Source organism: Litoribacter ruber, assembly GCF_018500185.1.
GTDB classification, from domain to species: domain Bacteria; phylum Bacteroidota; class Bacteroidia; order Cytophagales; family Cyclobacteriaceae; genus Litoribacter; species Litoribacter ruber.
The window spans coordinates 48691-71590 of sequence record NZ_JAHBGI010000014.1 but is presented as its reverse complement, the minus strand read 5'-3'; the positions used below and the strand labels follow the sequence as shown (position 1 = coordinate 71590).

Sequence of the window (22900 nt, the reverse complement as noted above, 5' to 3'; positions counted from 1 at the left end):
ACCAGGTACCAAGTACCAAGTACGAAGATAAATGGACTTAAAATATTGTGTCCAATGGACAGTGCCGGAAGACGGCCGATCGGAAGCAACATCCGACACCGGCCATCTGACATCCGACACCAAAACCTTAGGCGGCCCAGCGCAGGGGCCCCACCTCTTCCCATCCCGAACAGAGAAGTTAAGCCCTGCAGCGCCGATGGTACTGGAGTCACATCCGGGAGAGTAGGTCGCCGCCTTCCTTTATTAAGCAAAGCCTTCAGAGAGATCTGGAGGCTTTTTTGCGTTTATCCGCCCCACTTCTTCCCATCCCGATCCGCCTCGGCGGATAAGCCCTGCAGCGCCGATGGTACTGTCCGCCGCGGCGGACGGGAGAGTAGGTCGCCGCCTTCCTTTATTACACAAAGCCTTTGGAACAATCCAGAGACTTTTTTGCGTTTAAGGCTTTCATGGGGACACGGAGTTCAAAAGGGAGTTTCACGGAGACTTCTTTACGGCGACAATTTCATTATTCATCATTCAGCGTTCATCATTCATTATTTAGGACGTCAGCAAGGATCGCAAAAGAATAGAGTTTGAAGAGGGCCAGAACTTGTCCCGAGGAGCCTTTTGCGGATCGGGAGTGTTGCGCGGATTTCAAATGGGAGTTTTACGGAGGTTTCTTCCCAGCGACCATTTCATTTATTCATCATTCATCATTCTGCATTCATCATTTAGGACGTCAGCAAGAAACAACAAAGTCCTCTTCGCAGAGCACTTTCAATCGTATGCCTTAAACTTTAAACCTTAAACAATGGATATTAACCTCCTAAACCTTATCCCCTAGTATGCTATTCTTGCTTATTAGGCTGTTAAATTGTAACTTGAAGTAAAATCAACCACAGGTATGACTACGCACAAGAAATCTTTTGAGGAAGTAGAGAAGCTGCTCCAGGAAATAGGACTAAAAATAGAAGAGTTGGTCGAAAAGGGAGCGAAGGCCACCGGGGAAGCCAAAAAGGATATTGAAAAGAAGATTTCCGAAATGGAATTTAAGAAAGAAGATCTCGAGAAAGAATTCAAATCCAAGCGTGATGACTTTGAGAAAATTCTGGCCGAAAAGAAGAAATTGATCGAGCCGGAAATTAAAAAGACTGGGGAGCACCTCGAAATTGCGGCTAGGCATTTGGGTGCGGCCATGAAATCGCTGTTTTCCAAATAACACTTACAAACTTACTTAATAAGGTGGGAGCTAATTAGTTTCCACCTTTTCTTATTACCGGCTATATTTTGTTTAATTTTGGGCATGAATTACTTGTCAGTAGAAAACCTCTCCAAGTCTTACGGAGATAAAGTCTTATTTAATCAGATATCATTCGGAATTGATCAAGGGCAGAAAATCGCCTTGGTCGGCATAAACGGCGCAGGGAAATCAACCCTTATGAAAATCATCATGGGCGCCGAAGTAGCCGATGGCGGAAATGTTGCCATCAACCAGCAGGTGAAGGTTGCCATTGTACCCCAAAATCCTGTTTTTACAGGTAGCCTGTCCATTTATCAGACTATCTTTGATGAGAGTTCTAATGCTACCCTACAAACTATCCAAGAGTATAATGAGGCCCTAATCAAAGCCCAAGAAGGTGTAGACAATTCCGATAGGCTCAATAAGCTTATGGAACAGATGGAAAACCTCCAAGCTTGGGATTTTGAATATCAGATCAAGGAGGTTTTGGGCAAGCTTGGCTTACATGATACGGAATTGCCGGTGTCCAACCTTTCTGGTGGACAAAGAAAGCGTGTGGCGCTTGCTAAGGCCATATTGGAGAAGCCTGACCTCTTGCTTCTGGATGAGCCAACCAACCATTTGGATTTGGAAACCATTGAATGGCTGGAAGACTATCTTTCAAAAGCCAATCTTTCTCTGTTCATGGTAACTCACGATAGGTATTTTTTGGAGAAGGTAACGAATGAAATCATCGAACTTGAGGATGGAAAGATTTTCAGGTACTCCGGTAATTATGGGTATTTCTTGGAGAAGAAGGCTGAAAGAAAAATAATTGAAGCTACAGAAATAGATAAGGCCAAGAGTCTATACAAAAAGGAACTCGATTGGATCAGACGCCAGCCTAAGGCACGAGGTACAAAAGCCAAATATCGGGTAGATGCTTTTGAAGAAACAAAAGAAAAGGCCTTTTCCAAAAAGGAAGAGCGCGAAATCGAACTTACCGTCACTTCTCAGCGTCTTGGCAAGAAGATCATTGAGATAGAAGGGTTAAACAAGTCCTTTGGAAAGAAAAAGATACTGGACGATTTCTCTTATACTTTCAAGAAGGGAGATAAAATAGGTATTGTTGGCCCTAACGGAGCTGGAAAAACAACCTTCCTTAATATGATCACCGGTCAATTGGATCCGGACTCTGGAAAAGTTGATATTGGGCAAACCACTGCTTTTGGTTATTACAGGCAAGAAGAAGGCTCGTTTGATGATAGCAAAAAGCTGTTTGATATTGTAAAAGACGTAGCAGAGGTCGTGACCATTGCAGGTGGCCAGACGATTACCATATCACAATTTCTGACCAGGTTTGGTTTCCCTCCAAAGCAGCAACATACACCTGTAGGTAAATTGAGCGGTGGTGAAAGGCGTAGGCTGCAGCTTTTAATGGTGCTGATCAAAAACCCGAACTTCCTTATTCTGGATGAGCCCACCAATGATTTGGACATCATGACCCTGAATACCTTAGAGGAATTTCTGGATGATTTCCCGGGCTGTTTAATAATAGTCTCACACGACCGTTATTTTATGGACAGGTTAGTTGAACACCTCTTTGTATTTGAAGGAGAGGGTAAGATTAAGGATTTTCCTGGGAACTATACAGACTTTAGGGAATGGGAAAAAACGGAAAAGAAAGCTGAAAAGGAGTCGGAAAAGTCCCCTAAGCAAGTGCAAACTGCAGTAGTAGAAGCTCCAAAAGAATCTAAAGGGAAGGCCTCTTTTAAGGAGAAAAAGGAGTTTGCTGAAATCGAAAAGCAAATAGATGACCTTAATGTAGAGAAGAGCGGGCTGGTTCACCAGATTTCGGTGGGGACTGATGACCATGAGCAATTAATGGAGTGGTCTAACCGTATTCAGCTAATTGATGATAAATTGGAGGAGTTAGAGTTGCGTTGGCTTGAATTGAGCGAACTTGATGGGATATCAGATTAACATATGCATAAAGATATAATTATAGTAGGGGCAGGCCATTATGGGATTATGGCAGCCTATTTTTTAAAGGATAAGGCAAACATAGTGGTGTTGGAAAGAAACCTGCAAGTGGGAGATGCTTGGAGGTCCAGGTTTGATTCCATGCAGCTTTTTACACCTTCAGCGATGGCTTCGTTGCCAGGCCTTCCCATGGCACTGGAGGCGGAAGCTAGGCCTACAAAAGACCAAATGGGAGATTATCTAGACCGCTATGTAGACCACTTTCAGTTGCCTGTCTATACCAATCATTTTGTGTCCCAGATCAGGTTTGAGGATGGCGTGTTTGAGGTTGTGTCCAGCAATGGCACTTTTACCGCAGATCAGGTTATCATGGCCAATGGGAATTCTCTAAATCCCAAGAAACCACAATGGGTCCACGATCTGGCGATTCCAGCTCTTCATGTGAGGAAATACAAAAATCCTGTTTCTGTCAAAGGCAAGAAGGTGCTGGTTTCAGCAAATGGCAATAGTGGCGCACAAATAGCTGCTGAGCTGTCCAAGTATTTTGATGTTACCTGGGCCAAAAGTAAAAGAGGTAAAGCCTCCTTGTCGATCTTGGGCAAGAACAGGTTCTGGTGGGGAAACAAGCTCAATAAAAAAGATGTGGTCGATGGCAAAGAGAATCCGATATTCTATTTTGATAAGCTGGCCTCCAAAATGAAGAAGGTTAAGATCAAGCCGGAGATTGAAGCTGTAACGGGGAATGAGGTGAAATTTTCAAATGGCACTTCTGATACCTTTGATTTTGTCATCTATTCAGATGGGTATAGCCCTGATTTCAGGATGATCCAAATTGAGGGTTTCGATACCAATGTTGACAAGATAAGGTCCCAGGATGGACAGAGCAATATTCCCAAAATGCACTTCTTAGGGGTGCCTTACCAAAGGGAGCGTTTTCCTTTTATTGCTAAGTTTCAAGAGAAAGATGTTCAGAATCTGCTTCAAAAAATAAAAGGGTAGCCATCGGCTACCCTTCATTGCTTAAAAGTCATCATCTTCCTCGTCCCGATCTCTGTCAGGGTCACGTCCATTTCTGTCTCTAAACCCACCAAATCGGTAAGTAAATGTTACCGTACCAATTCTGGTCTCACGGTTAAATACCCTTCTCTGATCAAATCGAGCATCTTCGGTCGTTATTCTGAAGATTCTGGTATTAAAAATATCACTTACGTTGACTGCTATGGTCGCCCGATTCTGCATGAAATTTCTCTTGGCGCCTATGTTGACACCATACATGGGTTCTATTTCCCCTTGAGGAAGTACTATAGGCCCACGATAATTACCCTGAATCTGGAAGTTGGCAACATTTCTAATGTTAATATTTGATAGCATGTTTAAGGTCCAGCTGAAGTTACTATTATTAAACCCTTCTTCGATATTGTCACCAAAGATTTCCGAGTAGAATAAGTCAGCAGAGAGCATCATATCCCACCAATTGGTAAACTCAAATTGGTTGATCAGCTCCAAACCTGTATTTACTCTGCTGGCGGCGTTTTCCCTGGTTTGTACAGCCACGTTGTTATCCTGAAGGTTGATCACTCTAGTTTGCACATTTGTGGACCTTCTGTGATATGTGGTACCCGTGAATAGGTAGCTTCCCCATCCCTTTTGATATCCAAACTCATAACTATCAGTAAATTCAGGTTGTAAGAATGGATTACCAATACTCAAATTAAGCAAATCTCCCACTCTATACATGGGGGCCAAACCCCATATTCCAGGTCTTGAAATTCTTCTACTATAATTAAGTCTTAAATCTTCCTCGTTTCCGGGCAGGTCATAGGTTAGGAAGAGACTTGGGAATAGGTTGAAATAATTGTTGACTATCGTTTGGTTAGAGTTGGCGTGCACACCTGTAGTCTCGGTATACTCCCCTCTCAAACCTGCTTGGTAGTTCAATTTTCCTATAGTATGGCCGTAGTTTAAATATGCGGCATATACATTTTCTCTAAAGTTGAAATTGTCACTGATGGTGTCGTTTTGGACCTCACGGAAATCTGTGGATTGGTCTGTCTGGAAGAAGTCCTGTCCCCTGTCCCAGAACCCAAACGTTCCTTTTAACCCCGTTTCCAGTTTTCCCCCGTTTTCCCACGGCTTTATGTAATCCAATTGAAATACATACAGATCACTAACCTGCGGCCTGACATTTCTTTGTGAAAGGAAATTTTCGGGTACTTCCTCATTGAAGGAGTTGAAGAATAGCTGATCATATAGCTCCAATTGGTCCCGCTCATCTCTACTGTAGGAAAGGGAGGTGAAAATCTGCTGTCCCAAGGTGTCAAATTCATAGCTATAGTTCACACCTGTCTCCACATTAAAACTCGTTCTCGAATCATCTTCAGATCTTACGAACAAGCTGTCAAGCTGTCTGGCGCTGTTAAGGCTTCTTTGGTTGAGAATGTTGTCTGCAGTTCTGTCTCTGAAATTACCTTGGGCATAAAAGCCAAATGTGGAGTTTTCATTGGGCGTATAGTCAAATCCCGCCCTTGTGAAGTGATTGACATCCCTATTGACCCTATAGCCGTCCTGATCCAAGAATGGAGAGGCATTAGGTATATTGGCCGATCTGAAAGCTTCAGATTCCGTGAAAAGCCTTCTGTCCTGAAAGTTATAAGAACCGAAAAAGTTGATCTTTTCCAAGCCATAATTGAGATTGAATCCAGCTTGGTACTTGTCTCTTGTCCCTACAGCCACTTGTGCCTGTCCGTTTAAGCCTCTTCTTTCGTCTTTTTTCAGGATAATGTTGATGATACCGCCGACCCCCGCGGCGTCATATCTGGAAGATGGATTGGTGATCAGTTCCACACTTTTAATGCTACTGGCTGGGAACTGTGCAAGGATAGATTCGGCATCATCCCCAGAAAGGTTGGATGGACGGCCGTTGATGTATATTAGTATATCACCACTACCTCGCATGGAAATTCCACCCTCCTCATCCATTTGAATGGACGGAAGTGTCCCCAGCAACTCAGAAGCCGTAGCGCCTTCGGCGACGATGCTGTTTTCCACATTATAGCTTCTTTTATCAATATCGCTTTCAAACATGGACTGAACGCCCTCGACTACTACTTCATCCAGGGCCTCTGTGTCAGATTGCAAGCGGAAATTCCCCAGATTAACTTCTGGCTTATCGCCTAGGTTTACATTTTTGTATTCTTGTCTGTATCCAATAAAACCCGCTCTGACAATATATTCACCAGGTTCGGATGTGAATTCAAAGCGGCCATCCAAGTCAGTCATGCCGCCGCCTACCAGACTCGAGTCTGATGGGGAAAGCAAAGCTATGTTGGCAAACTCCAAACCCTCCCCGGATTCCCTATCTAGAACACGGCCCTTTAAAGTGATGGATTGACCGTAAACTTCAATAGAGAACGTGCAAATAAAAAAAGCTAGGATTAATCCTATAAATGGTTTCATATGGTGTAATTTTGATAATAGTTGGTTTTCAAATTTACAAAATAATATTCCGAAATTACGACTCCTTTATCTTAATGGAGTTATAAATTGATAAACGGAACATTGTAAATAAATAGTAATTCTAAATTTAAGAGCCAGTGGCTAGGTAGGTTAGATTAAAATAAAAACTTTGAATTGTATAAAAAGTTTTAGAATGGGTCAAATCCGTGCATAAAAAAAGGGAAGCTTTTGGCCTTCCCTTGATTTAAATATTTTCCAATGTGTGCTTAATGAGTCTGTCGACCACCTCAGCAGGATTATCTACAAATTGATGTGCTACCCGATTTGCGACTATGGCGTTAAGGCTTAGCGTCTCGTGCCCCAGCATTCTTCCCAATGCATAATAGCCAGCCGTCTCCATTTCAAAGTTGGTCAGCTGAAAGTCTCCCAATTTGAAACCTGACAAGCGTTCGATTATATCCGGTATGGCCGGCTTGAGTCTCACTTGCCTGCCCTGTGGGCCAAAAAAGCCCGGACATGTGGCCGTATTGCCAATCACCAGGCCAGTGCCCAGCTTTGTCAACAGTGTCTTGGAGCCCTCAAAACAATAGGGTGCAAAGGGAATGTCTAATGCTTTCTGTAAGCCTTCCCCAACGGCTACTTCCTCATTGCTTTGCTCAGCGGTGTAAAAGGTCATTAGGGTGTCTAAACCTACCCCATAAGCAGAGGCAAGCAGAGCACCTGCGGGAATGTCCTGCTGCATACTTCCTGAAGTCCCCACCCGTACAATATTCAGCGATGTGTGTTCTTCCTTGGGCAGCCTAGTTTTAAGGTCAACATTAACCAGCGCATCTAGCTCTGTCATGAAGATTTCAATATTGTCGGTCCCCATGCCAGTACTCATCACCGTCAGACGTTTCCCCTTGTAGGTACCCGTATGGGTGACAAATTCACGCTTGCTTACCTTCAACTCCACATGGTCGAAATGCTGCGTAATGGCCTCAACTCTATCCGGGTCTCCCACTGTGATGATGTCATGGGCGATGTCTTCCGGTTTGAGGTGAAGATGGTAGATGCTTCCGTCCGGATTGATAATCAGTTCCGATGCTGGTATGGGATTAGTCATGTAGAGATCTTATTTTGTCTTTATCGGGCTTTCTGTATAAACCTTTATATGGGTTGTAGCCGTTGGTGTTTTTCTGATAGTAACCAGTACCGTTGTAAGGCCTTTTTTCTGGGTTCTCCTTACACTCTTCAGAGCAGGCTCCCTCCATTTTCCAGCCGCACTCCTCACAGATAGGTACATGGATATTGCAGGTTGGATTGGCACAGTTTACCATTCTGTCGGACTTGGTTTCGCAGACATAACAGGTGGAAAGCACGGTTGGATTTACCTTGTTCACATCCACGGCTAACCTGTTATCAAACACGTAGCATTTTCCTTCGAAATCTTCTCCATCGGCCTCCATGCCGTATTTGATGATCCCTCCATGAAGTTGGTATACGTCTTCAAAGCCCTGCTCCAATAGATAGGCGCTGGCTTTTTCACATTTGATTCCGCCAGTACAGTATGTAAGGACTTTTTTGCCTTTGAGGTGCTCAAGCTCCTTTACCTTTTCAGGAAAATCCCTGAAATTGTCAATATCCAAAGTGATGGCATTTTTGAACTTGCCAAGCTTATGCTCGTAATTTGATCTCACATCCAGAATTACCACGTCATCCTGGTCTTTCAGCTCCTTGAATTCTTTTGGCTCCAAGTGCTTGCCGGTCCGCTCATTTGGGTTGATGTGGCGTAGGCTGGAGTGAACGATTTCCTCCTTGGCTCTCACGTGGATCTTGTTGAAGGCATGTTTGTCATGCGAATCAATCTTAAACTCGGTTTTGGCAAAGCGAGGGTCCGAAGTGACATACTCCATATATTTTGAGCAGTCCTCCTTCAAACCTGAAACCGTTCCGTTGAGGCCTTCCGATGAGATGATGATTCTGCCCCGGATGTTGTTTTCCACACAGAAAAGGTGGTGCTCTTCCCTATAAGCTTCAGGGTCTGCTATATGGGCATAGCAGTAGTACAAAAGGATTTGATAATCTTGATTTTCCATAAAACATTGGCCCTGATTCCAGCAGGGTGTTTTTATTGTTGATGTTTTTGAGACTGAAGACCGGAGCCTGCCATCCCTTTGGGGAGGTAAACCTGACTCCGCAGAGGCAGGACCGGAGACCGAGTACAGAGAGATTTTTTCTCTGTGTACTCTGAGACTCTGTGGTTACCTACTTCCGTGTTTACTTTTTCGAAATACTGGCGGCAGGGTTTCCAAAGACCGTGTCTTCTTCTTCCACATCCGCTATCACTATGGATCCGGCGCCGATACGTGCGTTTTTCCCTACGGTAATCCCTGAAATAATAACGGCACCAGAACCAATGAACGCTCCTTCACCGATTTTAGCTCCCGAATTAATCACTGCTGATGCGCCCACCTGCACAAAGTCACCGATTTCTGCTTGATGGTCGATGGTAGCTCCGGTATGGAATATGCCATGCGAACCTATTTTGGCGGCTGTGCCTATGTTCACTTTTGCATTGATAAAGTTACCATGGCCGATTTCGGCATCCGTGGAAATGTAGGCAGATTTATGAATGGCGTTGACAGGTTGTGTTTTGCGTCGCTCGTTTAGCATTTTTACCAAAAACTTCCTGTACTTGGTGTCATCAATAGCTACAAATGCCTCACACTTCTGCCCGATCAATTTCAGGAACCCGTCATCCTCAGGATTTCCCAGAACAGGAATCACGTTGATTTCAGTACCATGTAATTTCTCATCCTCATCCAAGAAACCGTACACGACCACTTCATTGCTGTTGAAAATCTCCAATGCTGGCCTGGCTATGCCCTTGGCTCCGAATATAATTACTGGTTTTTCCATAATGTCTTTTATTTGGCCACAAAATTACGGCAAAATGCCTGTACAACCAAAAAACCTTATGGTTATGGATGTCCTAGGTCAACTGTTTCATGTTTGGGCGAAGAACGTTTTGGCCAATTTTGCAGTCCAGGCATTTCTTTTGGATGCAGTAGTTGTTGTGCAGCCCAATCATCCCTTGGGTGTCAAATGCCGTGCTGGCTGCCCAGTTGATGTCCCTAAATCTCTTAATGATAAAATTATCCTCAGCCTGCAGGGCCTGCAAAAAATCAAAACACTTGTCCTGCCACGTCTGATCGTCTATGTATTGCCCATAGGCAAACCAAAGCGGCACCACAAAATTGATGGCCAATAGATGCAAGGTTTGGGCACTGAGGGCTTTGCCGAGCTTACGCTGGGTGGTCTTGGAAGGTGCATAGTGGTGGGTCCAGTACATGGGCACCTCCTTTAGAAAAATCCCTTTCATAGACTCCATGGTGTTGGCAGCCGTGAGGATCGTGGAAAGTAGGTTGGGGCTTTTGCATAAGATGTGGGCGAGCTGCACGATTCTTACGCTGGGAAAATTGCCCGGCCGAATTCCCATAAATTTCCAATCGGTATGGAAGAGGGATTGGGGGAGCTGGTATTTTTTCTGGTGAAATTCAAATTCCCTTTTAAGAAACAAAGTATACTCATCGGGCTGATTGTTTTCCAAAAGTCCAGCCTGCCCCAATAGCAATGCTTCCACAATCCCAGGGTGGTTAGCGTGTTTCTTGATCAGTTTATAAGGTAGGCTTTTGGCCAAAAGAAGCATGGCCTGGCTGTTGGTTTTAAACCCAAAACAATGAAACAGCCATTGATAGGTGGTTTCTTCCCAGTCGCCCATATTTTCCTCCAGAAGTTTTTTTACCGTAAGGCTTTTTTCCAGAAATCTCTCTACCAGGGCCTTTTCCAGCATGCTAAATTTCAGGATGTCAGAAACCTCCCCCAGCGTTTCGCTACAAAGGATATTTTGCTGCCCCGAGATCAATCTTTCATAATTTCTCAAAACATCCAGAAAGATCTTTCCTTTTAGCTCCAATGTGGGGATAGGGGTGCCATCGGGGTGTTTTATTTCCTTGTCGTGTTCATAGACCACGTGGAGTATCACGCTTTCGTAGCGCCCATCTGTTTGATGTTCGTGGGCCAGCCAGTCTGAGGACTTTAAGTGGATTTCAATATGGCCATAATAGGTTAGCTTTCCGATGTCGACCTGAGCCTCAAGGAAATCCGGGCCTTCATGGAAGTTGTGAAACCCTATCTTTTTGATGGATAAAGGAATGCCCAAAGTGCTTCTTAAGTCATTTTTGTCAAAGTATTGGTATTTCCATACCAATTGGAGGAAGTTTTCTTGAAAAACCATATAAGAAAAAGTATAAAGGTTTGGTCTAAAAATCTGGTATTGAAACCTTTATAAAGATAAGTTTAAAAAATAAAGAATGGAAGGGCTTATCCCATATATTTTTCTATCAAAGCCGCCATCTCTTTTTGAAGGGATCGAGCCGCCTTCTGTGCCTTTTCGGCAAAATCTTTTCCATTGGAGGCATATATTATTCCCCTTGAACTGTTTACCAATAGCCCGCAGTCCTTCGTCATGCCATATTCTGCCACTTCCTCAAGACTTCCGCCTTGCGCTCCTACACCTGGAACCAGGAAAAAATGGTCTGGCACTTCTTTTCTCACTTCCCCGATCTTTTCGCCGCGCGTTGCGCCCACTACGTACATGAGGTTGTCCTCATTGCCCCAGTTTTGGCTTGTTCTCAGCACATTTTTAAACAGTGGCGTCTCGTTCTTGTCAGTTAGCAATTGAAAATCCTGGCTGCCTACATTGGATGTCAAAGCCAATAAGATTACCCACTTGTCCTCAAATTCCAGAAAAGGCTCCACGCTGTCCCTCCCCATATAGGGAGCCACGGTGATGGAGTCAAAGTCTATTTGCTCAAAAAATGCTTTTGCGTAAAGTTTGGAGGTGTTTCCGATGTCTCCCCTTTTTGCATCAGCAATCGTGAATATTTCCTTTGGGATATAATCAAGGGTTTTTTTCAGGCTTGCCCACCCCTTTGGCCCCAAGGCCTCATAGAATGCGATGTTTGGCTTGTAGGCAACCGCAAACTCAGCCGTGGCATCTATTATAGCCTTGTTGAATTCAAAAATAGGGTCTTCTAGTTCTAAAAGATGTGCTGGGATTTTCTCCAAATCCGTATCTAGTCCTACACAAAGGAAAGAGGATTTTTGTTTGATCTGTGCAATAAGGTCGGCCTTGTTCATGATGCTGGGGTTTGAGGCAAAATTAGAAAAATTTGCCATACTCTCCAGTTTTGCCTGGCCAAATCCTGCGGAGGAAGATTGCTACTACCCACTAGTAAAAAGTGTTTGATGGTTAATCAACCATATATTTTTTCATTGTAAAGGTCCCAAATTGGAAAAATAAGATCATGATCGTTCCAATTGAGATTGCCGTCTACGATATCAAAGGCTGAGAATTCTTTTTCATTTAAATATTTCTTTATGGATGGATGGGTTGATTTACACAAAAACGCCTTAAAGTCAACTAGTTTTTCAGCCCCGTTATTAAACTTTAATCTAATCACATAATCTGCTAAATATTTGGCTGAAGAGATTTTCAATTGCTCTTGGCTTTGTACTTCATTTATATAATCAACAGAGATCTTCATGATATACGCTTTGTTATTTTCTCAAATTCAATTTCCTTATGATATACGAAATAGCTAACCCATTTATCAACTATTTCATAGGAGTATTTTTCCAGGAAAATTTTGAAATCTTTCAAATCTTTTCCCTTGAGCGGTTTGACTCCTTAAATATTTGTAATTTTTATCTCTTTAATTTCCCCATTCAATATATAGAACTCTGCTTTACTCTCATATCCTCCTTTTTTAGCATGGACATGAATTGGCTCATGCTCATTGGAGTAGAAAAAAAGCAAAATCCCTAAGTATTCAAAAATTTTTGGCATCCTGAATTTTATTAATGTATCAATTTACAAAAAAAATACCAGTATTGGGTTGGAAATCAGGGTGCAAGTCTGTGATACTTGACAGGTTTGAGTCTCCTTTACCTTAGGCAAGGCTTTTACGAGTTACCATATTCTATAGGCCAGCTTCGCCCCTCCAGTAGGCAAAATGGTGCCTGAGCCAGCGTGGAAATCATTTAAATAGCCTACTCCAATCTTGACAGTATAAAATAGCCTTTCAGATAAATTTCGCTGGATGCCCCAGTGAATTTCCGCTATTACCACATCGTTTATAGCAGGGTGGGAGGGGGCAATGTCAAAGTCTCCCGACCGCTGAATTAAGCCACTGCTCACGTATTTTAATTGGGCCCCAAAGAAATTTCCGGCATTGTTTGCAGAAAAATTCCTAGCCCTATTCAGGTTATAATACCTCCTGATTCCTGTAGCCAAATGAATGGACGGGAATTCTTGATAATGAAAGGAAACCTCATTGGAGGTGTTAAGATTGAAGCCGCCCCCAGCGTGCAGATTGAATTCACTCACCCACGCATTGTTCAGAGGAAGCTCATAACCAATACCCAAACCATGCACACCCACTTCAATTTTAGCGACTGGAGAGAGGAGGGTTTGGGAATAAGATTTTGTTTGAAGGGAAAATGAAATACCTACAAGAATGAATAAAAATTTTAGTTTCATAAGAAAATGAGATTAGTTAAACAGATTGATTTGTCTAAACTAATAATTTTTTCCTTGTGAACTAGAATTGCTGGGTGTTTAAGCCTGTTTTAAATAAAAAAAAGCCCACTCTTTCGAGGGGCTTGTCATTTCCAGTAATGATAAAATCTCTTTTAAAAGCTATTCAATATTTCTCCGCGATGAAGAGAACTCCGTGAAACTCTCCCGATTCGCTTTGCTGCTCGGGACAGGCTGTGCTAAACTCTGTGAAACTCCAATAAAATTTAGTGTCCTCTTCTTTCCGCGAAGAAGCTTCGTGCTACTTCTTTTAAACTTTGAGTCCTTTGTGGCCAATTTTTTTACTTATTCCGTCTCCGGTCTTCACCTCAAATCTATTATCTCCACTCCAGGATGCTCTCCTTTGTGGAACACAAAGTGACTGTCCGGAAGATTGGCATCTGTTTTTAGGTCCTTAAACTGGTAATCCAAAACCCCACCAGAGTTGTCCCACATTTTCCAGCCTTGGATGTTGTTGTTGCCCTTATCTATATAAAGAATAATTCTCTGAAACTGGTTATTCTTGTTTTCAGCCGTCAGTTCAACCTCCTGCACACTCTTGCCATTCAGTTTTTTCTCATCTTTCAATTTGTAATTATATCCTTTTTTGTAAAGGTTATAAACATTGGAAGGAGTCAATTCATCGATATCCTCATCCACCTCGCTTATGGTCACTTCCTGGAAGCCATCCGACTTGATCAGTGTCCAAGAGGTTTTTCCGTCATTCCAAATCTCCTGATTGGGGAGCGTTAGGCGGTACATGTTGCCCTTCAAGGAAACCTTGCCTGAATTGGTTTGATCTATATCATCCTGATCATGGGTGAAAGTATATTCAAATTTACCCTCCATGCCATTCATGTTTTGATAGCGCTTACTCACCGCATCCAACAAATTTTTGGCTTGTTGGTCCTTTTGGGCAATAGCCCCAAAGAAAATCCCGGCAAATAAAACAAATGTTAAGAAATTAAACTTTCGCATGGATAATATTTTTTATTTATAAACTGTTCAACAACTGTTCCAAACTTTGTTCGTCGTGAATCAGTACTTCTCTCGCTTTACTGCCTTCAAATGGCCCCACTATGCCCGCTGCTTCAAGTTGATCTACTATTCTGCCGGCTCTGTTATAGCCTAATTTAAGCTTCCTTTGGATCAAGGAGGTACTTCCCTGCTGGTGAAGCACGATCAGTCTAGCCGCGTCATCAAACATCGGATCACGGTCTGCCAAATCCACATCTCCAACACTGCTTTCTCCATCTTCTCCTACAAACTCAGGAAGGAGATAAGCATCGCTATACCCGTTTTGCTCCCCGATCCAGTCGCAGACAGCGTCTACTTCCGGAGTATCAAGGAAGGCACACTGGATTCTGGTCACTTCAGATCCAACCGAAAGCAGCATGTCACCCATACCAATCAACTGTTCTGCCCCGCCAGCATCCAAGATGGTCCTACTGTCAATCTTGGAGGTCACCCTGAAAGATAGTCTCGCCGGGAAATTGGCCTTGATAATACCCGTGATCACGTTTACCGATGGCCTCTGGGTGGCAACCACCAAGTGGATACCAATGGCCCTGGCAAGTTGCGCAAGTCGGGCTATTGGAGCTTCTACTTCCTTGCCCGCCGTCATCATCAAGTCTGCCAACTCATCGATCACCAAGACAATATAAGGCATGTAGCGATGGCCCTTATCAGGATTCAGCTTTCTTGCTACAAACTTCCCGTTGTATTCTTTCAAGTTTCTGCAACCTGCATCTTTTAGCAGATCATAGCGGTTGTCCATTTCGATACAAAGAGAGTTCAGCGTGTAGATTACTTTCTTTGTATCTGTAATAATAGCCTCTTCCGCATCCGGTAGCTTGGCCAGGAAATGCCTTTCTATTTTATTGAATAGCGTCAATTCCACCTTCTTGGGATCCACCAGCACAAACTTCAACTGGGAAGGGTGCTTTTTGTAGACCAAAGAAGCCAAGATCATATTTAGCCCGACAGACTTACCTTGTCCTGTGGCTCCTGCCATCAGCAAGTGGGGCATTTTGGCCAAGTCCATGACAAACACTTCGTTGGAAATGGTTTTGCCCAAGGCTACAGGCAGCTCCTTGTCGCTTTTCATGAACTTCTCGGTACCTAGAACCGCACGTGCCGGCACGAGCTCCCTGTTCTTGTTGGGAACCTCGATACCAATGGTGCCCTTGCCCGGAATAGGGGCAATGATCCTGATACCCAGTGCTGCTAAACTCAACGCAATGTCATCCTCCAGGTTCTTGATTTTGGATATTTTAACGCCCTTGTCCGGCACGATTTCATACAAGGTAACAGTTGGGCCAATGGTGGCCTTGATCTCCTGAATTCCGATCTTAAAGTTGACCAGCGTCTCTACGATCTTGTTTTTGTTTTCCTCAAGCTCCTGACGGGTTACCGTCACCTTCTGCAAATCATATTCATTGAGCAAGTCCAGGGTTGGGTATTGATAACGAGGCAGGTCCAGGGTCGGATCATAGGGATCCAGGTTTTGAACCTCTTCCTCAGTTTTTTCCTCTACGGGTTTTTCAACGCTGAACTTCTTCTCTTCCTCCTTTTCTTCGACTGGCTCGTCCTCTACTGCTCCCAAGGTGTCCTCAATATTGAAGGCGGGCTCGGAAGTAGGCTTGGTTGGCTTGGGCTTGTTTTCGTCCTTTACCGTCCAGCTGCTCCCATCATCGATAGCGTCATTTTCCTCTTCCAGACTTTCCTTGATCAGCTTATCCATCACTTCCTCTTCATCCTCAATTACCTCTTCCTCTCTCGACAATGACTTAATAGGAGCTGGTTCTTTGGCTGGAATTACCTCCTCGCCTTCAGCAGAAGAGGCATTGAATGCGGTGATATTAAAGTAAAAGATCACAAAGATCAGCAGCGATCCGAAAATCAGGATAAAGGTGCCCCAGCCCAGAAAATCATCGGCAAACTTGGCCAGCTCATAACCGAACCCTCCGCTCAAGAAACCCAAATAGGAATAATTATCGGCCAAATGGACCACATAACCCATCAGAAGACCCAGCCAAAAGATGAAAAACAGGGCAAATGTGCTGTAGCTCGAAAGGCTCATCAGGGATTTCTTGAAAGAAAGCTTGAAGCCCAAAAGAAACAGGTAGGGGGGCAACAGAAATGCAGCCAAGCCAAACCACCTGAATATCATGTAATGGGACACCATCGCGCCTGTGAAGCCCAGCCAGTTTCTGGCCTCGGCGGCATTTTCCCTAGATGCCATGTCCTCAGAAAGCACCACGCTCTGGTCGGCCTGCCCGCTGAAAATATAGCCCAAAAAGGCAAACAACAGAAACAACGCCACCATCATGAACACCACCCCAAGGGATAGCGCCAGTTTTTGGTCCTTAATAAACTTAAGTGAAAAATTGAACTTGGTCTTCTTCTTCGAAGCGGACTTATTGCTGTCCTTTTTCTTAAAAGTATTAGTCTTATAGGTATTCGTAGCCATTTAACCAGTTGGTTTTTTGATAAATAGAACTGAAATATAAAAAATCTCAGCCTTTGTAATAACGGAGCAACCCTTTTTTAATTTCCTTCACGATGCCCGGCCCCTCGTATATCATGCCTGAATAGACCTGCACCAACGATGCGCCAGCCTCCAACTTCTTAATGGCATCCTGGGCGGTAAATATGCCACCCACCCCGATGATAGGGAAAGCCTTCCCTGACTTTTCTGCCAAATAGCGGATCACTTCTGTACTTCTGTTTTTCAAAACCTTGCCACTGACTCCACCTGCCCCTATGGATTCCACTTCGTTTTTAGAGGTTGTCAGTGCGGATCGGTCGATGGTGGTGTTGGTGGCTATCACGCCGTCAATCTGCGTTTCTTTGACAATATCAACGATGTCGTCAAGCTGCCCATCCGTGAGATCAGGGGCAATTTTCAGCAGAATTGGTTTAGGGTGAGGTTTCTTGTCGTTGGCGGCCTTTACGGTGAGTAGCAGTTTTTTCAACGGCTCTTTTTCCTGCAGGTCACGCAAATTGGGGGTGTTTGGCGAGCTTACATTCACCACAAAGTAGTCCACGTAAGGATGCAATGCCTCTAGGCAGTACAGGTAATCCTTGTCAGCATCCTCGTTTGGAGTCACCTTGTTTTTTCCGATGTTGCCGCCGATGATTACGTCTGATTTGCGTTTTTTAAGTCTTAGAATTGCCTCGTCTACACCTCCGTTGTTAAAACCCATGCGGTTGATGAGGGCTTCGTCTTGAGGCAGGCGGAAAAGCCTGGGCTGAGGGTTGCCCTCCTGCGGTTTAGGCGTCAGGGTTCCAATCTCGATAAAGCCAAAACCCAGCATGGCCATTTCATCAATCAATTTGGCGTCCTTGTCAAACCCGGCAGCCAAGCCGATAGGGTTTTTGAACTTCAGTCCAAAAACCTCCCTTTCCAAAAGCTTGTCCTCCAAAGAATACTGGCTTTTGACCACCTGCTTGATTATCGGAAGGTTGAAAACCCTCTTGGTCAATGAAAACGTGAAATGGTGGGCTGCTTCGGGCTGTTTTCTGAATAAAATGGGCTTAATAAGGGATTTGTACACAATGCAAACGGGTTTAGCTCTGACTCAAAATTTCGCCTTGCAAGTTAGGCCAAATTTAAAAGACTTCCATCATTCAACCCCACCAATATCCTTCTCCCGTCTTCGGTCCTTTTTTAAAAGTTTCTCGCAAAGACCGCCAAGGAATCGCAAAGATCGCAGTTTTCATTTTCTCCACCCCCTCTCTCTCTGCCTCGGAACCTTTGTGCTTTTTTTCTTTCGTCTCCGGTCTCCCTTCTTGGCGGGAAAGAAACTTTGTGTAACTTCTTTTATCCTTTGTGTCCTTGGTGACCCTTGTTTTTGCTCCGGTCCTGCCTCTGCCGAGTTAGGTTTACCTCCCCAAAGGGATGGCAGGCTTCCACCTCTTCCCCTAAATCTCCGGTTGAGAAATCATGATATATAAAAAGAAGGCCAATAGGGCAAGGATGACAAAGCCCAAAATGTAAAGTAATGGCTGGAATTTACGCTTATTGCTCATGGGTACGGTATGGTTGTTTGGTTAAAAAGTTTTTCCTCTCGGGTGGAATTCCGTCAATACCTGCCTCAAATAATCCCTGTCCAGATGGGTGTAGATTTCCGTGGTGGTGATGCTTTCATGACCCAGCATATCCTGCACGGCTCTCAGATCAGCGCCACCTTCTATAAGATGGGTGGCAAAAGAATGCCTAAAGGTGTGCGGACTCACGCTTTTGCGGATCCCGGCTGCTTCTGCAAGCTTCTTAATGATCAAAAATACCATCACTCTGGAAAGCTTCTTCCCCCGATTGTTCAAAAATACAAACTCCTCATGCCCCTTGGCAGGTGTGACTTCCTTTCTGCTGTGCTTCAAATATAGTTCCAAGTATTTCAAAGCCTCTTTCCCAATGGGGACCAGCCGCTCTTTGTTGCCTTTTCCGATAACGCGGAGAAAGCCAATGTCTTTATAAATGTTGCCCAGCTTCAGGTCGGTGAGCTCCGACACCCGCAGCCCGCTGGCATACAGGGTTTCGATCATGGCCCGGTTGCGGTGGCCTTCCTTTTCGCCAAGCTGTATGCATTCCAGCATTTGGGTGATTTCCTCATAACTGAGCGTCTCAGGCAGTTTTCGGCCCAATTTGGGTGCCTCCAGGAGTTGGGCTGGATCTTCGGTGATGAGGTCCTCATACATCAAAAACTTATAAAATGCCTTGATCCCGCTTATGATCCTGGCCTGCGTAAAAGCCGAAATGCCCATCTTTCCAAGCTCGATCGTAAAATCCTGCAGATGCCTGTACGTCAAGGTGAGGGGGGTGAGATCCGGGTAAAAATTTTCCGCAAAAGATTTCAGCTTGAACATATCCTGCTTATACGCCAAGACAGAATTCTTGCTCAATGACTTCTCGATCTTGAGATAATATTCAAATTGCTTTATTGCTTTTTCCCAGTTCATGGTATAGTTAATAGTTGATAGTCCACAGACCACAGTCCACAGACCATGGTCCATAGTCCATAATATATAGTCCACGGTCCACAGACCATGGTTCACGGGAGCAGCTGACTGCCCACAGGCAAGTTTTGTGCACTTTGAGGCCATTTACCTCCGCGAAGAGGAAAACTCCGTGTAACTCCTTTTAAAAACTCTGCGAAACTCTGTGTCCCTTTTCTATTCGCATCACGTGAATCCTGTCTTCCGTCTTCGGTCTTCGGTCTCCCTCCATTTTTTAATCTCCTTTCCAATCCCTAAATTTAACCTATGGAACGTTCCTAGTTTCAATCTTTTCACTTTTCTTTCAAACCGACCTAGCGCATTATGCTCAAAATCCTGATCATCAACGGGCCAAACCTCAATCTTTTGGGGACACGTGAACCGCATATTTATGGAAGCCAGACTTTCGAGGAGTTTTTCGAAACCCTCCAGGCTGATTTTGCAAATATGGAGCTTCACTATTTCCAAAGTAACATTGAAGGGGAGCTCATCAATAAAATCCATGAGGCAGGCCGTGATTTTGATGGTGTTTTGCTCAATGCTGGTGGTTATACGCATACATCTGTGGCCATATCCGATGCCATTGCGGGGATAAGCGTGCCCGTGCTGGAAATTCACATCAGTAACATTTATAAAAGGGAAACCTTCCGCCACAAAAGCATCATCAGCCAGGAGTGCGCAGGCATGATTTCTGGACTGGGGCTTCAAGGCTACCGTTTGGGCCTTCAATATTTTCAGGATCTAAAAAAATAAACCGATGATTTCTTTTTCCCCAGGACCTTCACAGGTTTTCCCCCAGCTGCCAAAATATTTCCAGGAGGCCTTTGATAAGGACATCCTGAGCGCCAACCACCGCAGCCGGACCTTTATGAACATGTATCAGGAAGTGATACAGCTGTTCAAAGAAAAACTGCACATGCCCGATGATTATCAGCTGCTTTTTACCTCTAGCGCCACAGAAAACTGGGAAATCATCTCCCAGTCCTTGACCATCAAGGGCACCTTTCATTTGTATTCGGGAGCTTTTGGCAAGAAATGGTTTGATTATGCAAAGCATATCCATAAATCCACCGAAGGGATCAAATTTGATCCAGAGCAGGGCATTGAGCCTTTTAAGGTGGATATACCTCTGGACACGGACATTGTCTGTCTGACGCAGAATGAGACCAGCAATGCCTCCGAAGTGAATATGGAGACCTTGACGGAAATTAGGGAAAAGGCTGCAAATAAATTGCTGGCAGTGGACGCCACCAGCAGCATGGGCGGGATCGAGTTGGATTTCAGCTTGGCGGATATCTGGTTTGCCTCCGTTCAGAAATGTTTTGGCCTTCCTGCAGGCTTGGGGGTGCTGATCCTTTCCCCCAAGGCCGTACAAAAAGCCGAGCAGATCGGGGAAATCGGGCGGTACAATAGCTTGAATTTCATGCTCGAGAATGCCAGACAGTATCAGACCCATTACACCCCAAATGTGCTTGCCATTTACCTGCTCCAAAGAAGCCTGCAGGACCGTGAAGAAATCCAATTTATCGACAGGAAGCTGCGCGGCCGGATGCAGGAACTGGAAAACATCGTGGCCTCCAAGGATAAGTTTAGGTACCTGAACAAGTTTCCGGAACAGCGGAGCAGAACCGTCCTGGGCATTTCCGGGACCGAGTCCATGATCTCAGAAATCAAGGCTGCTGCCGAAAAGCAGGGGCTGGTCATGGGGAGTGGCTACGGAAGCCTAAAGAATATCAGCTTCCGAATCGCCAACTTCCCTGCTATCGATGATGAGCAGTTTGAAAAACTTAAGGGTTTCTTAAAAGAATTTTAATTTGCCTTGTTGGAAATATCAGAATTAAAAAAGTTAATTTCGCGCAAAATTTAAATTATGCTCGATTTTAAAGAAATTCTTTCGGTGACGCTGATCCTGTTTTCAGTGATCGACATCTTGGGTTCAATTCCCATCATCATAAATCTTAGACAGAAGGTCGGGCATATCCAGTCAGAAAAAGCCACCATTGCTGCAGGGGTCCTGATGGTTTTGTTTCTCCTGGTGGGGAAATCAATTCTGAACCTCTTTGGAATTGGGGTGGATGACTTTGCCATTGCCGGGGCCCTGATCATTTTTGCCCTGGGTGCCGAGATGATCCTTGGGATAGAAATCTTCAAGCCAGATCCTGAGGCTACCAACAGCGCATCGATTGTGCCCATCGCCTTCCCCCTGATTGCTGGTGCGGGGACACTTACCACTATTTTGACGCTCAAGTCGGAATATACCCAGCTCAATATCGGGGTGGGAATCGTGATCAACCTGATCATTGTCTACATCGTCCTGAAAAGCACCAACTGGCTGGAAAGAAAACTCGGAAAAACCGGGTTGGATGTGTTGAGAAGAGTTTTTGGCATTATTTTGCTATCTATTGCCATTAAGATTTTCAAGAGCAATTTATTTGAAGGAGTTTCCTTCTAAAGAAATATAACATGATCGTAATTTATACCGATGGAGCGGCCAAGGGGAATCCCGGGCCGGGAGGGTACGGGACAGTTTTGATGTACAAAGACCACCGCAAAGAACTTTCTGAGGGCTTTCGGCGGACTACCAACAACCGCATGGAGCTGCTGGCAGTGATCAAGGGGTTGGAGGAGCTAAAGGTGCAGGGCATCCCGGTGACCATCTATTCGGATAGTAAATACGTGGTAGATGCGGTCGAAAAGGGCTGGATCTGGTCATGGCAGAAAAAAGGCTTCAAAGACAAGAAAAACGTGGACTTGTGGAAGCGTTATATCCCACTACATCTGCGCTTCAAGCCAAAGTTTGTCTGGGTAAAAGGCCATGCGGGCAACAAGGAAAATGAAGTGTGCGACCAACTTGCCGTGGAGGCCTCCATGGGGCGGAATCTGCCGCCAGATGAAGGCTATGAAGCCCTGTCATGAAAGTAGCCAAGCCCTTCCGGTTTAAACAATTCACCGTAGAGCAGGACAGGTGTGCGCTGAAGGTGAATACGGATGCTGTTTTGCTTGGGGCACTTGCTTCTTTTGACCAACCTGAAAGAACCTTAGAAGTGGGGACGGGCAGCGGGGTGATCTCCCTGATGCTTGCCCAGCGGTACCCAAGCACTTTAATCACTGGGGTTGAAATCGAGGATGGCGCTTTTGAGCAGAGCAGAGGCAATTTCCAAAACTGCCCATGGTCGGATAGGCTTCAGGTTTTTCACCAGCCCTTCCAATCTTTTCGCCCTAAGGAGAAGTTTGACCTCATTGTCAGCAATCCTCCCTATTTTGAAAACCACCTGCAGAGTTCCAAAAAGAATCGCAACTTGGCCCTTCATACCAATAGCCTTTCTTTTGGGGAGCTATTGGACGGTGTGAAAGCCCATCTTTCCCAGCAGGGTAGATTTTTTGTGATCCTTCCGGAAAGGCAGATGGAGGAGCTGAATAGTCTTGCAGTTCAACTGGGATTCAGCCCGGTTTCCTCTACCCGGGTTTATGATAAGCCCGGTAGCCAGGCCCTCAGGGTTATACGTTCTTTTGGCCTAGGGGAAATTGGCAAGATTAATGAAGGCACCCTCACTATAAAAAATGCCGACAATGAGTACTCGCAGGAATATGCCTCCCTGCTGAAGGACTTTCTTTTGATATTTTGAGGTATATTAGAGGTA

At 44.6% G+C, this 22900-nt stretch carries 21 protein-coding genes and 1 rRNA gene; 9 read left to right on the top strand and 13 right to left on the bottom strand.

Translation table 11 applies throughout. From position 1 onward, the window contains the following. Positions 1 to 127 precede the first annotated feature (127 nt). From rrf to KIH41_RS16195, 4 genes are all read left to right on the top strand, one after another. Positions 128 to 239, top strand: a 5S ribosomal RNA gene (rrf, locus tag KIH41_RS16210). 644 nt (positions 240 to 883) lie between these two features. Further along, entirely contained in the window at positions 884 to 1198 is a 315-nt protein-coding gene (locus tag KIH41_RS16205) for a hypothetical protein (RefSeq protein WP_214163040.1), read from the top strand. 84 nt (positions 1199 to 1282) lie between these two features. Further along, on the top strand, positions 1283 to 3181 hold the full coding sequence (locus KIH41_RS16200; protein WP_214163039.1) for an ABC-F family ATP-binding cassette domain-containing protein: 1899 nt from the start codon (positions 1283 to 1285) through the stop codon (positions 3179 to 3181). 3 nt (positions 3182 to 3184) lie between these two features. Next, on the top strand, positions 3185 to 4180 hold the full coding sequence (locus KIH41_RS16195; RefSeq protein ID WP_214163038.1) for a flavin-containing monooxygenase: 996 nt from the start codon (positions 3185 to 3187) through the stop codon (positions 4178 to 4180). Between the two features lie 21 nt (positions 4181 to 4201). Here KIH41_RS16195 and KIH41_RS16190 read toward each other — a convergent pair whose 3' ends face one another. From KIH41_RS16190 to xerD, 13 genes are all read right to left on the bottom strand, one after another. Beyond that, a complete protein-coding gene (locus tag KIH41_RS16190; RefSeq protein ID WP_214163037.1) occupies positions 4202 to 6637 on the bottom strand; it encodes a TonB-dependent receptor domain-containing protein in 2436 nt (811 codons plus the stop codon). Positions 6638 to 6881: 244 nt separating this feature from the next. Then, a complete protein-coding gene (locus KIH41_RS16185) occupies positions 6882 to 7742 on the bottom strand; it encodes a nucleoside phosphorylase (RefSeq protein WP_214163036.1) in 861 nt (286 codons plus the stop codon). Further along, positions 7735 to 8715: an oxygen-dependent tRNA uridine(34) hydroxylase TrhO gene (trhO, locus tag KIH41_RS16180; RefSeq protein ID WP_213946434.1), complete on the bottom strand. Its 981-nt coding sequence runs from the start codon at positions 8713 to 8715 to the stop codon at positions 7735 to 7737. The genes KIH41_RS16185 and trhO overlap by 8 nt, the downstream gene beginning before the upstream one ends. Before the next feature lie 181 nt (positions 8716 to 8896). Next, positions 8897 to 9538: an acetyltransferase gene (locus tag KIH41_RS16175; protein WP_213946433.1), complete on the bottom strand. Its 642-nt coding sequence runs from the start codon at positions 9536 to 9538 to the stop codon at positions 8897 to 8899. A 73-nt stretch (positions 9539 to 9611) separates the two neighbouring features. Then, positions 9612 to 10916, bottom strand: coding sequence for a DUF2851 family protein (locus tag KIH41_RS16170; protein WP_214163035.1), 1305 nt, complete (start codon positions 10914 to 10916; stop codon positions 9612 to 9614). Positions 10917 to 11002: 86 nt separating this feature from the next. Further along, entirely contained in the window at positions 11003 to 11821 is an 819-nt protein-coding gene (gene pyrF, locus KIH41_RS16165) for an orotidine-5'-phosphate decarboxylase (protein WP_214163042.1), read from the bottom strand. A gap of 116 nt (positions 11822 to 11937) precedes the next feature. Beyond that, the gene (locus KIH41_RS16160; RefSeq protein WP_214163034.1) at positions 11938 to 12228 is read right to left on the bottom strand and encodes a DUF2442 domain-containing protein; all 291 of its coding nucleotides are present in this window, start codon (positions 12226 to 12228) and stop codon (positions 11938 to 11940) included. A 143-nt stretch (positions 12229 to 12371) separates the two neighbouring features. Then, positions 12372 to 12530 (bottom strand): DUF4160 domain-containing protein, encoded by a 159-nt coding sequence (locus KIH41_RS18330; RefSeq protein WP_214163033.1) that lies wholly within the window; start codon positions 12528 to 12530, stop codon positions 12372 to 12374. A gap of 123 nt (positions 12531 to 12653) precedes the next feature. Then, positions 12654 to 13223 (bottom strand): hypothetical protein, encoded by a 570-nt coding sequence (locus KIH41_RS16150; protein WP_214163032.1) that lies wholly within the window; start codon positions 13221 to 13223, stop codon positions 12654 to 12656. A 360-nt stretch (positions 13224 to 13583) separates the two neighbouring features. Next, positions 13584 to 14237, bottom strand: coding sequence for a LolA family protein (locus tag KIH41_RS16145; RefSeq protein ID WP_214163031.1), 654 nt, complete (start codon positions 14235 to 14237; stop codon positions 13584 to 13586). Positions 14238 to 14253: 16 nt separating this feature from the next. Further along, positions 14254 to 16731: an FtsK/SpoIIIE family DNA translocase gene (locus tag KIH41_RS16140; RefSeq protein ID WP_214163030.1), complete on the bottom strand. Its 2478-nt coding sequence runs from the start codon at positions 16729 to 16731 to the stop codon at positions 14254 to 14256. Positions 16732 to 16777: 46 nt separating this feature from the next. Further along, on the bottom strand, positions 16778 to 17818 hold the full coding sequence (locus KIH41_RS16135) for a quinone-dependent dihydroorotate dehydrogenase (RefSeq protein ID WP_214163029.1): 1041 nt from the start codon (positions 17816 to 17818) through the stop codon (positions 16778 to 16780). Positions 17819 to 18314: 496 nt separating this feature from the next. Beyond that, positions 18315 to 19223 carry a site-specific tyrosine recombinase XerD gene (gene xerD, locus KIH41_RS16130; protein WP_213946426.1) on the bottom strand — a complete coding sequence of 303 codons (909 nt, stop codon included), beginning with the start codon at positions 19221 to 19223 and terminating at the stop codon, positions 18315 to 18317. A 360-nt stretch (positions 19224 to 19583) separates the two neighbouring features. On the opposite strand from xerD, the gene aroQ reads away from it, so the two are divergent. Genes aroQ through KIH41_RS16105 form a run of 5 tightly spaced genes read left to right on the top strand, consistent with a single transcriptional unit; the run spans position 19584 to position 22885 of the window. Further along, positions 19584 to 20012 (top strand): type II 3-dehydroquinate dehydratase, encoded by a 429-nt coding sequence (aroQ, locus tag KIH41_RS16125; RefSeq protein ID WP_214163028.1) that lies wholly within the window; start codon positions 19584 to 19586, stop codon positions 20010 to 20012. A gap of 4 nt (positions 20013 to 20016) precedes the next feature. Beyond that, positions 20017 to 21072 (top strand): aminotransferase class V-fold PLP-dependent enzyme, encoded by a 1056-nt coding sequence (locus KIH41_RS16120; protein ID WP_214163027.1) that lies wholly within the window; start codon positions 20017 to 20019, stop codon positions 21070 to 21072. A gap of 57 nt (positions 21073 to 21129) precedes the next feature. Next, positions 21130 to 21711: a MarC family protein gene (locus KIH41_RS16115; RefSeq protein ID WP_213946423.1), complete on the top strand. Its 582-nt coding sequence runs from the start codon at positions 21130 to 21132 to the stop codon at positions 21709 to 21711. A gap of 11 nt (positions 21712 to 21722) precedes the next feature. After that, positions 21723 to 22175 (top strand): ribonuclease HI, encoded by a 453-nt coding sequence (gene rnhA / locus KIH41_RS16110; protein ID WP_213946422.1) that lies wholly within the window; start codon positions 21723 to 21725, stop codon positions 22173 to 22175. Continuing rightward, positions 22172 to 22885, top strand: a complete 714-nt coding sequence (locus tag KIH41_RS16105) for a tRNA1(Val) (adenine(37)-N6)-methyltransferase (protein WP_214163026.1) — start codon at positions 22172 to 22174, stop codon at positions 22883 to 22885. The genes rnhA and KIH41_RS16105 overlap by 4 nt, the downstream gene beginning before the upstream one ends. Positions 22886 to 22900 lie beyond the last annotated feature (15 nt).

Excerpts from the sequence above, each read along its gene's own strand:
- KIH41_RS16115 (WP_213946423.1), top strand. The coding sequence starts at position 21,130 with ATGCTCGATTTTAAAGAAATTCTTTCGGTGACGCTGATCCTGTTTTCA.
- KIH41_RS16145 (WP_214163031.1), bottom strand. The coding sequence starts at position 14,237 with ATGCGAAAGTTTAATTTCTTAACATTTGTTTTATTTGCCGGGATTTTC.
- KIH41_RS16160 (WP_214163034.1), bottom strand. The coding sequence starts at position 12,228 with ATGAAGATCTCTGTTGATTATATAAATGAAGTACAAAGCCAAGAGCAA.
- KIH41_RS16200 (WP_214163039.1), top strand. The coding sequence starts at position 1,283 with ATGAATTACTTGTCAGTAGAAAACCTCTCCAAGTCTTACGGAGATAAA.
- KIH41_RS16190 (WP_214163037.1), bottom strand. The coding sequence starts at position 6,637 with ATGAAACCATTTATAGGATTAATCCTAGCTTTTTTTATTTGCACGTTC.
- KIH41_RS16205 (WP_214163040.1), top strand. The coding sequence starts at position 884 with ATGACTACGCACAAGAAATCTTTTGAGGAAGTAGAGAAGCTGCTCCAG.
- rnhA (WP_213946422.1), top strand. The coding sequence starts at position 21,723 with ATGATCGTAATTTATACCGATGGAGCGGCCAAGGGGAATCCCGGGCCG.
- trhO (WP_213946434.1), bottom strand. The coding sequence starts at position 8,715 with ATGGAAAATCAAGATTATCAAATCCTTTTGTACTACTGCTATGCCCAT.
- KIH41_RS16175 (WP_213946433.1), bottom strand. The coding sequence starts at position 9,538 with ATGGAAAAACCAGTAATTATATTCGGAGCCAAGGGCATAGCCAGGCCA.
- KIH41_RS16120 (WP_214163027.1), top strand. The coding sequence starts at position 20,017 with ATGATTTCTTTTTCCCCAGGACCTTCACAGGTTTTCCCCCAGCTGCCA.
- KIH41_RS16185 (WP_214163036.1), bottom strand. The coding sequence starts at position 7,742 with ATGACTAATCCCATACCAGCATCGGAACTGATTATCAATCCGGACGGA.
- xerD (WP_213946426.1), bottom strand. The coding sequence starts at position 19,223 with ATGAACTGGGAAAAAGCAATAAAGCAATTTGAATATTATCTCAAGATC.
- KIH41_RS16150 (WP_214163032.1), bottom strand. The coding sequence starts at position 13,223 with ATGAAACTAAAATTTTTATTCATTCTTGTAGGTATTTCATTTTCCCTT.
- aroQ (WP_214163028.1), top strand. The coding sequence starts at position 19,584 with ATGCTCAAAATCCTGATCATCAACGGGCCAAACCTCAATCTTTTGGGG.
- KIH41_RS16170 (WP_214163035.1), bottom strand. The coding sequence starts at position 10,916 with ATGGTTTTTCAAGAAAACTTCCTCCAATTGGTATGGAAATACCAATAC.
- KIH41_RS18330 (WP_214163033.1), bottom strand. The coding sequence starts at position 12,530 with ATGCCAAAAATTTTTGAATACTTAGGGATTTTGCTTTTTTTCTACTCC.
- KIH41_RS16140 (WP_214163030.1), bottom strand. The coding sequence starts at position 16,731 with ATGGCTACGAATACCTATAAGACTAATACTTTTAAGAAAAAGGACAGC.
- KIH41_RS16105 (WP_214163026.1), top strand. The coding sequence starts at position 22,172 with ATGAAAGTAGCCAAGCCCTTCCGGTTTAAACAATTCACCGTAGAGCAG.
- KIH41_RS16195 (WP_214163038.1), top strand. The coding sequence starts at position 3,185 with ATGCATAAAGATATAATTATAGTAGGGGCAGGCCATTATGGGATTATG.
- pyrF (WP_214163042.1), bottom strand. The coding sequence starts at position 11,821 with ATGAACAAGGCCGACCTTATTGCACAGATCAAACAAAAATCCTCTTTC.